A 14552-nucleotide genomic window follows, 5' to 3' on the forward strand; every position below is an offset into this window, starting at 1 on the left:
CGATCCACACGCATCAGAGGCGAGGAGGCCCGGGCCATGGCCGGAGAGCCGCAGAGCGACTGCCTGTTCTGCAAGATCGCGGAAGGGGACGTGCCCGCGACGATCGTGCGCGAGACCGAGACGACCCTCGCGTTCCGCGACATCAACCCGCAGGCGCCCACCCACGTCCTCGTCATCCCGAGGCTCCACTACCCGGACGCCGCCTCCCTGGCCGCCGCCGCGCCGACCGTCGCCGCCGACATACTGCGCGAGGCCGGAGAGATCGCCGCGCAGGAGAAGATCGACGACACCGGTTTCCGGATCGTCTTCAACACCGGCACGGGCGCGGGCCAGACCGTCTTCCACGCCCACGCGCACGTGCTGGGCGGCCGTGGCCTCAACTGGCCGCCCGGATAACCCGTGTCCGTACGCGAACTGGTCGTCCTCGGGACCGCCAGCCAGGTCCCGACCCGGCACCGCAACCACAACGGCTATCTGCTGCGCTGGGACGGCCGGGGCATCCTCTTCGATCCCGGCGAGGGCACCCAGCGCCAGATGCTGCGCGCCGGGGTCGCCGCGCACGACCTCGACCGGATCTGCGTCACGCACTTCCACGGCGACCACTCGCTCGGCCTGGCCGGGGTGATCCAGCGGATCAACCTCGACCAGGTCCCGCACCCGGTCACCGCCCACTACCCGGCGAGCGGGCAGCGGTTCTTCGAGCGGCTGCGGTACGCCACGGCCTACCGCGAGACCGTGAAGCTGACCGAGGCGCCCGTCGCCGCCGACGGACCGCTCGCGGTCACCGCAGAGTTCACCCTCGACGCGCGCAAGCTCTCGCACCCCGTCGAGTCGTACGGCTACCGGATCATCGAGCCCGACGGGCGGCGGATCCTGCCTGAGCGGCTCGCCGCGCACGGCATCAAGGGGCCCGACGTGGGCCGGATCCAGCGCGACGGCGTGCTCGGCGGAGTGACGCTCGACGAGGTCAGCGAGGTCCGGCGCGGGCAGCGCTTCGCCTTCGTCATGGACACCCGCCTCTGCGACGGGGTCCACGCGCTCGCCGAGGGCGCCGACATGCTCGTCATCGAGTCGACCTTCCTCGACGAGGACGTCCGGCTCGCCACCGACCACGGCCATCTGACGGCCGGCCAGGCCGCGGCGGTCGCCCGGGACGCGGGCGTGCGGCACCTCGTCCTCACGCACTTCTCGCAGCGCTACTCCGACCCGGCCGTGTTCGAGCGGCAGGCGCGGGCGGCCGGGTTCGACGGCGAACTGAGCATTGCCCAGGACCTCATGCGGGTCCCCGTACCGAAGAGATAGAGCACCACCATGCCCCTTCCCAAGGCCGAACTGCACCTCCACATCGAAGGCACCCTCGAACCCGAGCTGGCCTTCGCGCTCGCCGAGCGCAACGGCGTCACCCTGCCGTACGCGGACACGGCCGCGCTGCGCGAGGCGTACGAGTTCAGCGACCTCCAGTCCTTCCTGGACCTGTACTACGGCGTGCTGGCGGTCCTGCGCACCGCCGAGGACTTCACGGAGCTCGCCGACGCCTATCTGGAGCGGGCCGCGGGCCAGGGCGTCCGGCACGCCGAGATCTTCTTCGACCCGCAGGCGCACACCGCGCGCGGAGTCCCCATCGGCACCGTGATCGAGGGCCTCGGGGCCTCCCTCGACCGTGCCGAGGAGCGGTACGGCATCTCTACCCGGCTCATCATGTGCTTCCTGCGCGACGAGTCCGCCGAGTCGGCCCTGGCCACCCTGGAGGCCGCGAAGCCGTATCTGCACCGGATCACCGGTGTCGGCCTGGACTCGGCGGAGGTCGGCCACCCGCCCGCGAAGTTCCGCGAGGTGTACGAGGAGGCCGCCCGGCTCGGGCTGCGCCGCGTCGCGCACGCGGGCGAGGAGGGCCCCGCCGCGTACGTCCGCGAGGCGCTGGACGTCCTCGGCGTGGAGCGTATCGACCACGGGCTGCGCTGCATGGAGGACCCGGAGCTCGTCGACCGGCTGGTCCGCGAGCGGGTGCCGCTGACGCTATGTCCCCTGTCGAACGTCCGGCTCCGCGTCATCGACACCCTCGCCGACCACCCGCTCCGCGCGATGATGGCGGCCGGCCTGCTGGTGACGGTGAACTCCGACGACCCGGCCTACTTCGGCGGCTACGCGGGCGACAACTTCGACGGGGTGCGGGAGGCTCTCGGCCTCACCGAGGACCAGCTCCGCGAACTGGCCCGCAACTCCTTCGAGGCCTCCTTCCTGGAGGACGACGAGCCGCGCAGGGCCGACTGCCTCGCCGAGGTGGAGGCGTACGACTTCGGGGCCGTGTAGCCCGCCCGGGGCGGGACGGTCGCGCGCGGCCGTCCCACCCCCGGAACATCACCCGGCCGGCCGCGTCACGCGCGGCAGCGCAGCAGTTCGAGCGGCGGGTCGGAGAGCATGTCCGCCCAGAACTCCTCGCCGTACGCGCGGATGCCGGCCTCGGACACCGACAGCGGGACCCACTCCAGCGCGCTGAACCCGGCCGCCTTCAGGGACTGCTCGTAGACCTCGCGGCGCGGGCACGTGGTGATGATGGTGATCGGCTGAGGGTCGAGGAGCGCCGTGAGCCGCCCCCGGCCGCCCGTCTCGATCTGCTCGTCGGTCGCCTCGATACGGAAGCCGTACTTGTCCAGCGGCGGACCGTCGTACCGGTAGTCGGGCGTCTGGACGAGCAGGAAGAACTCGCCGCCCGGCTCCAGGTTCCTGTGGATGTTGGCGCACATCCGTTCCGTCTCCGCGATGTCCGCCGCGTAGTTGAGACACTGCACGCCCAGCGCGATGTCGTAGCGCCGGTCGAGCTGCCGCAGCTCGGCCACGTCCCCGACCTCGTAGACCACGCCCAGCGGGTCACGCCGGTCGATCTCCTTCGCGGCCGCGATCATCTCGACGGAGATGTCGACACCGAACACGTCGGTGGCGCCCCGCCGCTTGAACTCCCTGCTGTAGAAACCGGTGCCGCACGCCAGGTCGAGGACCGACTTGCCGGTCACGTCCCCGACCAGGGCCAGGAAGCTCGGCACCTCCCCGTAACGCATCAGCGGCAGGGACTTGAAACACGCCCTAGGCGCGGTCCGACGGACGCGCCAGCCGGAAGGCCGATTTCGCCGCGCGGCGGCGTGCCGCGCGCACCGGGAACTCGGTGACGGGCTGTTCCGGGGCGCCCATCTGCGGGACGAGGGCGGAGGACGCCGAGGCCGTGCCCGCGAGGACCGCGGCCGGGGCGCCGCCGCGGCGCCGGACGGAGCCCGGGACGAGCGGGCGGCCGGAGGCGTGGCGGGCCACCGCCGTCATGGGGACCGCGACGAGGAGGAGCAGGGCACAGAGGACCACGCCCATGCCGGTGTACCCGGCGCTCTCCGAGAGCAGGCTGCCGACGACCGGGCCGCAGGCCACGCCCAGCGAGGACGCCGAGCCGACGAGCACGGCCCAGCGGCCGCGCGGGTCGAGGGAGGCGGCCAGGCCGAGGAGGTACGAGAGGACGACCGGGTAGACGGCGTTCCACAGGATCTCGCCGGTCGCGAAGGAGGCCAGGCTCCCGGCGGCCGAGCTCAGCAGCACGCAGGCCGCGATGACGGCGGTGCCCACGCCGATCGGCACCGCCCGGCCGAGGCGCGAGCCGAGCGCGCCGGCCGCCGTGACCCCGGCGAGCCCCGCGCCGAGCGCCGCCGCGAAGACCGCGCCGACGGTGACCTCGGAGAGCCCCGCCTGGGTGAGCCCGATGCGGCCGCTCACGCCCCAGAGCGCGTTCTGGGCGAGGGACCAGCACAGGATGCCGCCGGCGAGCACGGCCCCGGCCCGGCGGTACGGCAGCGGCCCGCCGGGGGAGGCCGCCTGGACCGTACGGGCTCCACGCGCGCGCGTGGAGCCCGGCAGCCGGCCCGTCAGTGGCCACACCAGGGCGGCCGCGCAGGCGATCGCGAGCAGCGGGGGCGCGTGGCCGCCGCTCAGGTGCGGCAGCGTGAGGTAGAGGGCGCCGGCGGTGGCCGAGACCGTCAGCAGACCCAGCGACGAGGCCCGGTGCGGGTCGGGCTGCCCGGCGATCCCGGCCGCCGCGACCGCTGTCGCGGTGCCCGAGCCCAGGCCGCCGAGGACCGCGCCCGCGACCACCAGGGGCACGGAGTGGGTCGCGGCGGCGGAGCCGTATCCGACGGCCATGGCGAGCAGGCCGGCGCGGGCCGCCGTGCGGGCGCCGATCCGTTCGCCGCGCGCGGCGAACGTGAAGCCGGCGGCGGAGGACCCGAGCAGCAGCACGGAGCCGACCAGCCCCGCCTGGGAGGCGCCGATGCCGAGACCGGTGGCGAGGCGGCCGACGACGGTCGGCAGCAGGTACGGGGCGAGGTAACCGGCGGTGAAGAGGGCGACGAGGGCGACGAGGGCCCCCGAGCCGCGCAGGCGCGACGACATGGGCGTTCCCGGGAACGAAAAGGGAGGGGTGGAGCGCCCGGTGGTGCGGGGAGCACGGGGGTCGCGGAACCATGTGTATCAAGCAGGTGAGTTGCCCGAGAAGGTGGTATCCGAGGGTAAATTCTGTGATCTGTGTCACTATCGGTTTGGTGTGTGGGTTTGCGGGTATGGAGCGGACCTTCCTCGTGCGTCCCGCCCGCCACCCGGGCCCCATCGGGCACACTGATTTGATCCACACCACGTTCGGGGAGCCGCCGTGAGCACAGCAAGGGGAGACCAGTCGCAACACCACGCCGGGGTCGACCCGTTGGTGTGCCTGCGTGAGCCCACCGACCCCGACTGCGACGTCTTCCTGACGGGCACGGTCTTCCTCGACATCATCTTCACGGGCCTCGACAGCGCCCCCGTCCGCGGCACCGAGTCCTGGGCCCGCGGCATGGGCTCCAGCCCCGGCGGCGTCGCCAACATGGCCACCGCCCTCGCCCGCCTCGGCCTGCGCACCTCCCTCGCCGCCGCCTTCGGCGACGACCACTACGGCGAGTACTGCTGGGACGCGCTGGAACAGGGCGAGGGCATCGACCTCTCGCTCTCCCGCACCGTCCCCGGCTGGCACTCCCCGGTCACCGTCTCCATGGCCTACGAGGGCGAGCGCACGATGGTCTCCCACGGCCACGAGGCCCCACCCGATGCCGCCGTCGCCGCCGTCGGCACCCTCCCCGCCTACCCGCCGCACGCCCGCGCCGCCGTCGCCTCGCTCGTACCCGGCCGCGGCGAGGAGTGGGTCGCCCAGGCCGCCCGCGGCGGCGCCAAGGTCTTCGCCGACGTCGGCTGGGACGAGACCGGCCGCTGGGACCTGGCGGGCCTCACCGACCTGGAACACTGCGAGGCCTTCCTGCCCAACGCCGCCGAGGCCATGCGGTACACCCGCACCGACTGCCCCCGGGCCGCCGCCCGCGCCCTCGCCGACAAGGTCCGCTACGCCGTGGTCACCCTCGGTGCCGAGGGCGCGTACGCCGTCGACGGCGCCACCGGCGAGACCGCCGAGGTCCCCGCCATCCAGGTAGCCGCCCTCGACCCCACCGGCGCCGGGGACGTCTTCGTCGCCGGCTTCGTCACCGGCACCCTCGCCGACTGGCCCCTCGCCGACCGGCTCGCCTTCGCGGGCCTCACCGCGGCCCTCTCCGTCCAGGAGTTCGGCGGCTCCCTCTCCGCCCCGACCTGGGGCGAGATCGCCGCCTGGTGGCAGCACGTCCAGGGCCACGCCAGGCAGGACCCCGAGGCGCTGCGCGGCCGGTACGCCTTCCTGGAGCGGCTCCTGCCCGCCCCCGCGCGCCCCTGGCCGCTGCGCCGCGCGGTACCGACGATCGGCTTCCGGGCGGCCGCCTCGTAATTCCCTTCGGCCTGTCGGTGCCAAGTCGTAGGCTGGGAATCCGAGAGGTTGTCGAGCAGCGAGAACCCTGCAACGGGAGGTATGCGCAGGCCTTAGTGCCGGCCCATGACTCAGACACCCACAGCCCACGACGGAGCGTCCCAGGACGGGACGTCCGGCCAGGCCCGCGCCCACTTCACCGTCCCCGCGAAGCATCCGATGGTGAGCCTGCTCGGCTCCGGTGACGCGCTTCTCCGCGTGATCGAGAAGTCCTTCCCGAAGGCCGACATCCATGTCCGGGGCAACCAGGTCAGCGCGGTCGGGAGCACGGCGGAAGTCGCCCTGATTCAGCGCCTGTTCGACGAGATGATGCTGGTGCTCCGCACCGGTCAGCCGATGACGGAGGACGCAGTGGAACGTTCGATCGCCATGCTCAGGGCGAGCGACACCGGAACGGCGGACGGCGGCGAGACCCCCGCCGAGGTGCTCACACAGAACATCCTCTCCAGCCGCGGGCGCACCATCCGTCCCAAGACGCTCAACCAGAAGCGGTACGTCGACGCGATCGACAAGCACACGATCGTCTTCGGCATCGGCCCCGCCGGTACCGGCAAGACCTACCTCGCCATGGCCAAGGCGGTCCAGGCCCTGCAGTCCAAGCAGGTCACCCGGATCATCCTGACCCGCCCCGCCGTCGAGGCGGGCGAGCGGCTCGGCTTCCTGCCCGGCACGCTCTACGAGAAGATCGACCCGTACCTGCGCCCGCTCTACGACGCGCTGCACGACATGCTCGACCCCGACTCGATCCCCAAGCTGATGGCGAGCGGGACGATCGAGGTCGCGCCGCTGGCGTACATGCGTGGAAGGACGCTGAACGACGCGTTCATCATCCTCGACGAGGCGCAGAACACGAACCCCGAACAGATGAAGATGTTCCTCACCCGCCTCGGCTTCGACTCGAAGATCGTCATCACCGGTGACGTCACCCAGGTCGACCTGCCGAACGGCACGAAGAGCGGTCTGCGGCAGGTCCGCGACATCCTGGACGGTGTCCAGGACGTGCACTTCTCGACGCTCACGTCGCAGGATGTCGTCCGGCACAAGCTCGTCGGCCGTATCGTCGACGCGTACGAGCAGTACGACCTCCGCAACGAGAGCCGCGACGAGAACCGCGGCGAGCATCGGCGCGGCCGTAACGGGAAGTAGAACGCAGAACACATGTCGATCGACGTCAACAACGAGTCCGGTACCGAGGTCGACGAGCAGGCGATCCTCGACATCGCCCGCTACGCGCTCGCGCGCATGCGCATCCACCCGCTCTCCGAGCTCTCGGTGATCGTCGTGGACGCGGAGGCGATGGAGCAGCTCCACATCCAGTGGATGGACCTGCCCGGACCGACGGACGTCATGTCCTTCCCGATGGACGAGCTGCGCCCGCCGGCGAAGGACGACCAGGAGCCCCCGCAGGGGCTCCTGGGCGACATCGTGCTCTGCCCCGAGGTCGCCACCCAGCAGGGCAAGGACGCGCCGACAGAGCACTCCATGGACGAGGAGCTCCAGCTCCTCACCGTCCACGGCGTGCTCCACCTCCTCGGGTACGACCACGAGGAGCCCGAGGAGAAGGCCGAGATGTTCGGCCTCCAGGCGGCGATCGTCGACGGCTGGCGCGCGGAGAAGGGCCACACCGGCCCGTCCCCGGCGCCGACCGTCTCCTGACCCGATGGACGTCTCGCTGATCCTCGGCGCGGTCGCCCTGGTCGTCGTCGCCTGGCTCGCCGCCTGCGCCGAGGCCGGTCTCGCCCGCGTCTCCAGCTTCCGCGCCGCCGAGGCCGTACGGTCCGGGCGGCGCGGGGCCGAGAAGCTCGCCCAGATCGCCTCCGACCCGACCCGCTATCTCAATGTGGCGCTGCTCGTCCGCGTCGCCTGCGAGATGGCGGCCGGCGTCCTCGTCACGTACGCCTGCCTCGAAGCCTTCCCGGAGACCTGGGAGGCGCTGCTCGTCGCGATCGCCGTCATGGTCCTCGTCTCGTACGTCGCCGTCGGCGTCTCGCCGCGCACCATCGGCCGCCAGCACCCGCTGAACACCGCGACGGCCGCCGCGTACGTCCTGCTGCCGCTGGCCCGGATCATGGGGCCGATCCCGCAGCTGCTGATCCTCATCGGCAACGCGCTCACCCCGGGCAAGGGCTTCCGCAAGGGACCCTTCGCCTCCGAGGCCGAGCTGCGGGCCATGGTCGACCTCGCCGAGCAGGAGTCGCTCATCGAGGACGACGAGCGCCGCATGGTGCACTCCGTCTTCGAGCTCGGCGACACGCTCGTCCGCGAGGTCATGGTGCCGCGCACCGATCTCGTCTGCATCGAGCGGTACAAGACGATCCGTCAGGCCCTCACCCTGGCGCTGCGCTCCGGCTTCTCCCGGATCCCGGTCACCGGCGAGAACGAGGACGACATCGTCGGCATCGTGTACCTCAAGGACCTCGTCCGCAAGACGCACATCAACCGCGAGTCCGAGGCCGACCTCGTGTCGACCGCGATGCGGGCCGCGGCCTTCGTGCCCGACACCAAGAACGCCGGCGACCTGCTGCGCGAGATGCAGCAGGAGCGCAACCACGTCGCGGTCGTCATCGACGAGTACGGCGGCACGGCCGGCATCGTCACCATCGAGGACATCCTCGAGGAGATCGTCGGCGAGATCACCGACGAGTACGACCGCGAGCTGCCGCCGGTCCAGGACCTGGGCGAGGGCAACCACCGTGTCACCGCCCGCCTCGACATCGGTGACCTCGGCGAGCTGTACGGCTTCGGCCCCGACGAGTACGACGACGAGGACGTCGAGACCGTCGGCGGACTGCTCGCCAAGGCCCTCGGCCGCGTCCCGATCGCGGGCGCGAAGGCGGTCGTGGAGCTGCCGGACGGCCGCTCGCTGCGGCTCACGGCCGAGTCCCCGGCCGGCCGCCGGAACAAGATCGTCACCGTGCTCGTGGAGCCGCTGGAACCGCAGGGAACCGAGGAGTAGCCTGCATGACCCCCGAACAGCTGCGCGCCCTCTGTCTGGAGTTCAACGACGCGACGGAGGAGTTCCCCTTCGGCCCGGACGTCTCCGTCTTCAAGGTCGCCGGAAAGCTGTTCGCGCTGTCGTGGCTCGACGCCGAGCCGCTGCGGGTCAACCTCAAGTGCGATCCGGACGAGGCCGTACGGCTCCGCGAGGAGCATCCGGCGGTAGCCCCCGGCTATCACATGAACAAGCGGCACTGGAACACGGTGACCGTCGGAGAGCTCCCGGACCGGATGGTCCGGGAGCTCGTCGAGGACTCGTACGACCTCGTCGTCGCCGGTCTCCCCAAGGCGGTACGGCTCCGCCTCGACCGCCCCTGACGTGGACCGGACGGTCTTACCTGCGGCGCAGGCCGAGGGCGACGAGGACCGCCGTACCGAGCACGATCGCCGCGTCCAGGGCGAGGACCGTGCGGACCCCGCCGAACAGGTCCCCGCCCGTGGTCGCGAGCACCCCGAGCAGCGGGATCCCGATCGTGAGCCCGACCTGCTGGGTGGTCGTCACCAGACCGGTCGCCAGGCCCTGCTCCTCGTCCGGGACGCCGGAGGTGACGATCAGTCCGTACGAGATGATCGCGCCCAGGTGCAACATGCAGGCCAGCGAGGCCGCGACCGTCGCCAGGAGCACACCCGAGTCCCGGCCCACGCCGAGGATCGCGGCCGTCAGCAGGCCCTGCCCGGCGAGCGAGCCGACCAGGACGCGGCGGGCGCCGAACCGGCCGATCACCTTCGGCGCGAGCATCCCGGCCACGACCGCGAAGACCCCCTGCACACCGAAGACGAGACCGGTGGCGAACGGCGAGAGTTCCAGCGTCTCCTGGAGGTACAGGGTCAGGACGAAGACGACGGTCGACATCATCGAGAAGGTGATCAGACCGCCGAGGTTGCCGAAGGCGACCGTGCGCCGCCGCAGCATCGGCAGCGAGACCAGCGGGGCCGCGTGCCGGGACTCGACCCGGACGAAGACCGCGAGCAGCAGCACTCCCGCCACCAGCGTGACCCGCACGTCCGTCCGGCCGAAGCCGTGCTCGGCGGCCGTCGACAGGGCGTAGATCAGCGCGAGCAGACCACCGGTGACGGTGACCGCGCCCGGCACGTCGAGCCGGGGCCGCTCGGGGGTGCGCGACTCGGGCAGCAGGCCCGGTGCCAGCGGCAGCACGATCACGGTGAACAGGGCGAGCAGGCCCATCGTGGAGCGCCAGCCGAGGGTGTCGGTCATGACCCCGCCGAGCACCATGCCGACGGTGAAGCCCAGCGAGAGCAGGGTGCCGGAGATGCCGAGCGCCTTGTCCCGCAGCGGGCCCTCGGGGAACGTGGTCGTCAGGAGCGACATGCCGGTGGGCACGATCGCGGCGGCGCCGATGCCCTGGAGGGCGCGCCCGGTGAGGAAGGCGGCCGGGTTCCAGGCGAAGGTGGCGAGCAGCGAGGCCGCGCCGAAGAGCGCGAGCCCGGCGAGGAACAGCTTCTTGCGCCCGTAGAGGTCGCCGATCCGTCCGAAGAGGAGCAGGAAACCGCCGGAGGGCAGGGCGAAGGCGGTGACGGCCCACTGGAGGGCGGACTGGCTCAGGCCGAGGTCGGCGCCGAGGACGGGCAGGGCGACGTTCAGGACGGAGAAGTCGAGCGCCACCATGAACTGGGCGGCGCACAGGACGAAGAGGATGAGCCGGTTGCGGCCGGTCAGGGAGGCCGGGGCGGCCGGGGGAGCGGCGGAGGGGGCGGGCGGAGCGGAGGGAGTGGTCGTCGTTGCCATGCCGACGACTCTCGCGCCACGGGAACACGGGTGGGGAGCGGGTACTTATCCTGTTGGTCGTACCACCAGGCACCACCAGGCATCCAGGGGGAGGACGCGGACGTGGCCACCGCACTCGAGAGCACCGGCATGAAGCAGCACCGCCTCGGCGAACTGCGCGAGTTCCTGATGAGCCGCCGGGCCCGGGTGAGCCCGGCCGAGGCAGGGCTCCCGGACGGCGGTGCGCGCCGCCGCACCCCCGGGCTGCGCCGCGAGGAGGTCGCGGTCCTCGCGGGCGTCGGGGTGTCCTGGTACCAGTGGCTGGAGCAGGGCCGGGACATCACGGTCTCGCCGCAGGTCCTGGACTCGGTGGCGCGCGTGCTGCGGCTGAGCCCGGCGGAGCGGCGCCATCTGTACGTCCTCGCCGCGCTCAACCCGCCGGCCCTGGAGGCCGCCCCGGAGGACCGGGACATGTGCCAGGGGCTGCGGCGGCTCATCGACACGTGGATGCCGTTTCCCGCGCACATCATGGACGTGTACTGGAACACGGTCCTCTACAACGACGCGGCGGCGATCGTGCTCGGGATGCGGCCGGACGCCCCGCAGAACTGTCTCGTCACCTTCTTCACCGACCCGCTGTACCGCTCGCGGACGGTCCACTGGGAGGAGCTCGCGCCCCGGGTCGTCGCGCAGTTCCGCTCCGCCTGCTCGGAGTGCCCGGACGACGAGGGGTTCCGGGCGGTCGTCGAGGAGCTCAGGGAGCTGAGCCCGGAGTTCGCCGCGCTGTGGGAGCGGCGGGACATCCTGCCGGGCGGCCAGAACCGCAAGGAGATGGAGCACCCGCTGGTCGGCACGCTGGTCGTCGAGGCCACCCAGCTCAGGGTCCCGGCCAGGCCTGACCTGGTCATCGTCATGCACACCCCGCTCCCGGAGGCGGACACGGCCGCGAAGCTGGAGTGGCTGGTCTCCCCGGAGGGCCGCCGCGGGGCGATGTACCCGGTCGCGGGCTGAGACGGTGGCCGGGAGCGGGGTGTGCCCGTCCGGTCGCGGGTCGAGACGTGGCCGGGAGCGGGGTGTGCCCGTCCGGTCGCGGGTCGAGACGTGGCCGGGAGCGGGGTGTGCCCGTCCGGTCACGGGTCGAGACGCGGCCGGCCGTGGGGTGTGCCCGTCCGGTCACGGGCTGAGACCGGGTAGTCGCGGGCCGAGACGTGGCCGGCCGTGGGGTCTGCCCGTCCGGTCGCGGGCTGAGACCCGCCCGGCCGGGGGATGAGACGGTGGCCGGGTCCTCCCCGGCCCCGACCTATGCTCGGGCCATGACACTCAGCAGCGAGCACGGCGACCTCGGCGCCGAGGACCTCAAGATCATCACCCTTGCGCGCAGCGCCCGCGCGCGCAACGGCGTGCCCGAGGGCGCGGCCGTACGGGACGAGACCGGGCGGACGTACGTGGCGGGGACCGTGGAGCTGGAGTCGCTCAAGCTGAGCGCGCTGCGGACCGCGGTGGCGATGGCGGTGGCCAGCGGCGCCCAGTCCCTGGAGGCGGCGGCCGTCGTGTCCTCCGCCGAGGCCGCCTCGGCGGAGGACCGCGCGGCCGTACGGGACCTCGGCGGCCCGGAGACCCCGGTGCTGCTCGCGGGGCCCGACGGACAGCTGCGCACGGCCGTCACCGCCGGCTGAGGAGCGGAACAGGACATCGAGGGCCCGGCGGGACGCCGGGCCCTTGCGCGTTTGTGAAGGATCACCGCATCTTCTCTTGCCTTCCCCGGCGGTCTGCGTCTCAATGAGCATCGGTTCGCCCGACGGACCGTCAGATATTCGCCATTCACGCAGTGTCCGCACCCCTGCGTTCGTCATCGGAAGGGGTTCGAACTCGCCATGAGAAGCAGAAGCACCTTAGGGACGGTCGCGGTACTCACCGGAGCGCTCGCCGCCGCCGGACTCGCCTTCGCCCCGACGGCCGGAGCCGTCTCACCGGGAACCGCCACGGCGCAGTACGACTGCGGCAGCTGGGGCGGCGGAACCGCCAACATCACCGCGACCCAGAGCGGCACGTCCGCGACCATGACCATCAGCACGGCCGTCACGACGCCGATCGCGGTCGGCACGGACCAGATCAACGCCACGCTGACACTGGCCAAGGCGGGCGGCGGCACCCGGGTCTTCACCGGGAAGAAGAACCCGGCGGTCGGTGCCGGGCAGGCCGTCACCATCGGCCCCCTGAGCGGGACCGTGGCCTCGGGCGACAGCCTCAACTCGTACTTCGCGGGTGTCGCCCTCAAGATGGTGATCTTCGGAGTCACGGTGAACTGTGACGCCGTGACCTCGCAGTCGCCAGGGCCGTTCGTCTTCAGCTGAGCCCTGTCCCACCCCTGACCGGTGTCGCCGACGGCGGCACCGGTCGCTGGCGTGACCTGCGAAAACGCGCAATCCTGCTGATCTTGACAGAATCTGATGGGTCATCAGTCGGTGGTTTTCGATTCCATTGACTTCTCTCGGCCCGCAGCCGTCAATGGCGCCCTCTCATCCCTCAGGAGGGGGCCCACACATGGCACTCACCCGTTCCCGGGCGGCGCACCGAAGACGGCGCTGGACCGCCGTCCTCGGCGCCACCGCTCTCGCGGTCGCGGCAGGCGGCGCCATCGCCGCCCCGGCCCACGCGGTCGAACTCTCCACCCCGGTGGAGTTCCAGACCCGCTGCGTTCCGCCGCCGATCGCCGGCATCCCGCCCATCACGGGCACCACGACCGCCGAGATCTCGGTCGACAAGGCCGCCCCCAAGGTCGGCGACACGGTGACGGTGACCTACACGATCACCAAGCCCGCCGCGTCGAACCCCGTCGACCTCGCGCTCCCGGCCGACATCATGACCCCGAGCGGCAAGGTCGTCCTCGGCGGCGCCCAGACCGGCGCGGTCAGCGTCACCGGACCCAAGAAGAACCCGCCCATCCCGGGCCTGGGCTCCTTCCCGGCCTTCTCCATGACCGGTACCTTCACGGTCACCACGGCCGGATCGATCACCCTCTCGCCGGGCGACTACAACATCCACACCAGCTATCTGATGGAGCTGGACACCCCTTGTACGGTGCTCAACCCGCCCGCCCCGGTCTCCGAGACGGTCGTCGCGAGCCCCGTGACCAGCCCCAACGCCCGGACGCTCCAGCTCGACACCGCCTCCGGTGACCCCGGGGTGCGGGTGACGGTCAACGGCGCCAAGTTCACCCCGCTCACCGAGGTCACCGTCGTCGGCCGGGCCGGCGGAGCGGAGACCGCCGACCGGATGACCGTCACGACCGACACCGAGGGCGGGTTCGCCGCCCGCCTGAAGGTCAACGACGTGGCGACCACCGGTGTCGTGGCGTACGAGGGCGCGGCCTGGGATCCCGAGAAGGGCGCGGGACCCGTCGCGTACAAGGTCGTCGTCCCGGCCCCGCCGAACAGCCAGACGATCACCGCGGCCGTCACGGCGGGCGAGCTCTCCATGAGTCAGGCGGGGGACGCCGTCGAGCTGACCTCGGTCGACTTCGGGCAGGGCGGCGCGGCCACCGGCGACCTGAAGACGGTGACGGTCAAGGACTTCCGCGGCGGCCCCGCGGGCTGGTCCCTGACCGGCAAGGTCACCGACTTCACCGGCCCCGGCGGTGCGATCGGCGGCGGGAACCTCAGCTGGACCCCTGCCTGCACGGCCAAGGCCGGCAGCCCCAGCACCTGCGCGGCCGGCTCGGCCGGTCCCGTCGGCAGCGGCGGCGCGACCCTCGCCTCCACGCCGAACGGCACCCTCACGGGCGGCGAGTTCACCGTCGACGCCAAGCTCTCCCTCGACGTCCCGGCGTTCACCGCGCCCGGCGCGTACGCGGGCGTGCTGACGCTGACCCTGTCCTGACCACCCGGCGGGGGGGGGGGGGGGGCCCCCCCCCCCCCCCCCCCCCCCCCCCGGGGGGGGGGGGGCCCCCCCCCCCCCCCCCCCCCCCCCCCCCCC

At 72.3% G+C, this 14552-nt stretch carries 15 protein-coding genes; 12 read left to right on the forward strand and 3 right to left on the reverse strand.

What is annotated here, in order from left to right; genetic code table 11:
• Nucleotides 1-36: 36 nt before the first annotated feature.
• Genes ACWFR1_RS04980 through ACWFR1_RS04990 form a run of 3 tightly spaced genes read left to right on the forward strand, consistent with a single transcriptional unit; the run spans nucleotide 37 to nucleotide 2310 of the window.
• Nucleotides 37-396 carry a histidine triad nucleotide-binding protein gene (locus tag ACWFR1_RS04980; RefSeq protein ID WP_453546538.1) on the forward strand — a complete coding sequence of 120 codons (360 nt, stop codon included), beginning with the start codon at nucleotides 37-39 and terminating at the stop codon, nucleotides 394-396.
• Between the two features lie 3 nt (nucleotides 397-399).
• Nucleotides 400-1302 carry a ribonuclease Z gene (locus ACWFR1_RS04985; RefSeq protein ID WP_453546541.1) on the forward strand — a complete coding sequence of 301 codons (903 nt, stop codon included), beginning with the start codon at nucleotides 400-402 and terminating at the stop codon, nucleotides 1300-1302.
• A gap of 9 nt (nucleotides 1303-1311) precedes the next feature.
• Nucleotides 1312-2310 carry an adenosine deaminase gene (locus ACWFR1_RS04990; RefSeq protein WP_453546543.1) on the forward strand — a complete coding sequence of 333 codons (999 nt, stop codon included), beginning with the start codon at nucleotides 1312-1314 and terminating at the stop codon, nucleotides 2308-2310.
• Between the two features lie 65 nt (nucleotides 2311-2375).
• Here the strand turns inward: ACWFR1_RS04990 and ACWFR1_RS04995 are convergent, their stop codons facing one another.
• Both ACWFR1_RS04995 and ACWFR1_RS05000 read right to left on the reverse strand, forming a co-directional pair.
• Nucleotides 2376-3065 carry a class I SAM-dependent methyltransferase gene (locus tag ACWFR1_RS04995; RefSeq protein WP_453546585.1) on the reverse strand — a complete coding sequence of 230 codons (690 nt, stop codon included), beginning with the start codon at nucleotides 3063-3065 and terminating at the stop codon, nucleotides 2376-2378.
• A 16-nt stretch (nucleotides 3066-3081) separates the two neighbouring features.
• Nucleotides 3082-4425 (reverse strand): MFS transporter, encoded by a 1344-nt coding sequence (locus tag ACWFR1_RS05000; protein WP_453546545.1) that lies wholly within the window; start codon nucleotides 4423-4425, stop codon nucleotides 3082-3084.
• A gap of 256 nt (nucleotides 4426-4681) precedes the next feature.
• On the opposite strand from ACWFR1_RS05000, the gene ACWFR1_RS05005 reads away from it, so the two are divergent.
• The 5 genes from ACWFR1_RS05005 to ACWFR1_RS05025 all read left to right on the forward strand — a co-directional run bounded on the left by ACWFR1_RS05005 (nucleotide 4682) and on the right by ACWFR1_RS05025 (nucleotide 9169).
• Nucleotides 4682-5815, forward strand: coding sequence for a carbohydrate kinase family protein (locus ACWFR1_RS05005; RefSeq protein ID WP_453546547.1), 1134 nt, complete (start codon nucleotides 4682-4684; stop codon nucleotides 5813-5815).
• A gap of 105 nt (nucleotides 5816-5920) precedes the next feature.
• Nucleotides 5921-7000, forward strand: coding sequence for a PhoH family protein (locus ACWFR1_RS05010; RefSeq protein ID WP_453546550.1), 1080 nt, complete (start codon nucleotides 5921-5923; stop codon nucleotides 6998-7000).
• A 12-nt stretch (nucleotides 7001-7012) separates the two neighbouring features.
• Nucleotides 7013-7510, forward strand: coding sequence for an rRNA maturation RNase YbeY (ybeY, locus tag ACWFR1_RS05015; protein WP_141297996.1), 498 nt, complete (start codon nucleotides 7013-7015; stop codon nucleotides 7508-7510).
• Between the two features lie 4 nt (nucleotides 7511-7514).
• Nucleotides 7515-8810 (forward strand): hemolysin family protein, encoded by a 1296-nt coding sequence (locus tag ACWFR1_RS05020; RefSeq protein WP_453546553.1) that lies wholly within the window; start codon nucleotides 7515-7517, stop codon nucleotides 8808-8810.
• A 5-nt stretch (nucleotides 8811-8815) separates the two neighbouring features.
• On the forward strand, nucleotides 8816-9169 hold the full coding sequence (locus ACWFR1_RS05025; RefSeq protein ID WP_453546556.1) for an MmcQ/YjbR family DNA-binding protein: 354 nt from the start codon (nucleotides 8816-8818) through the stop codon (nucleotides 9167-9169).
• A gap of 16 nt (nucleotides 9170-9185) precedes the next feature.
• Here the strand turns inward: ACWFR1_RS05025 and ACWFR1_RS05030 are convergent, their stop codons facing one another.
• Entirely contained in the window at nucleotides 9186-10598 is a 1413-nt protein-coding gene (locus ACWFR1_RS05030) for an MFS transporter (RefSeq protein WP_453546559.1), read from the reverse strand.
• A 129-nt stretch (nucleotides 10599-10727) separates the two neighbouring features.
• Between ACWFR1_RS05030 and ACWFR1_RS05035 the strand changes: the two genes are divergently transcribed.
• From ACWFR1_RS05035 to ACWFR1_RS05050, 4 genes are all read left to right on the forward strand, one after another.
• On the forward strand, nucleotides 10728-11588 hold the full coding sequence (locus tag ACWFR1_RS05035; protein WP_453546587.1) for a helix-turn-helix transcriptional regulator: 861 nt from the start codon (nucleotides 10728-10730) through the stop codon (nucleotides 11586-11588).
• Between the two features lie 302 nt (nucleotides 11589-11890).
• Nucleotides 11891-12253, forward strand: a complete 363-nt coding sequence (locus ACWFR1_RS05040; protein ID WP_453546561.1) for a cytidine deaminase — start codon at nucleotides 11891-11893, stop codon at nucleotides 12251-12253.
• Nucleotides 12254-12451: 198 nt separating this feature from the next.
• The gene (locus ACWFR1_RS05045) at nucleotides 12452-12931 is read left to right on the forward strand and encodes a hypothetical protein (RefSeq protein ID WP_453546563.1); all 480 of its coding nucleotides are present in this window, start codon (nucleotides 12452-12454) and stop codon (nucleotides 12929-12931) included.
• A 190-nt stretch (nucleotides 12932-13121) separates the two neighbouring features.
• Entirely contained in the window at nucleotides 13122-14456 is a 1335-nt protein-coding gene (locus tag ACWFR1_RS05050; RefSeq protein ID WP_453546565.1) for a beta-xylosidase, read from the forward strand.
• Nucleotides 14457-14552: the final 96 nt, after the last annotated feature.

The sequence above is a fragment of the Streptomyces sp. NPDC055103 genome, assembly GCF_053607625.1.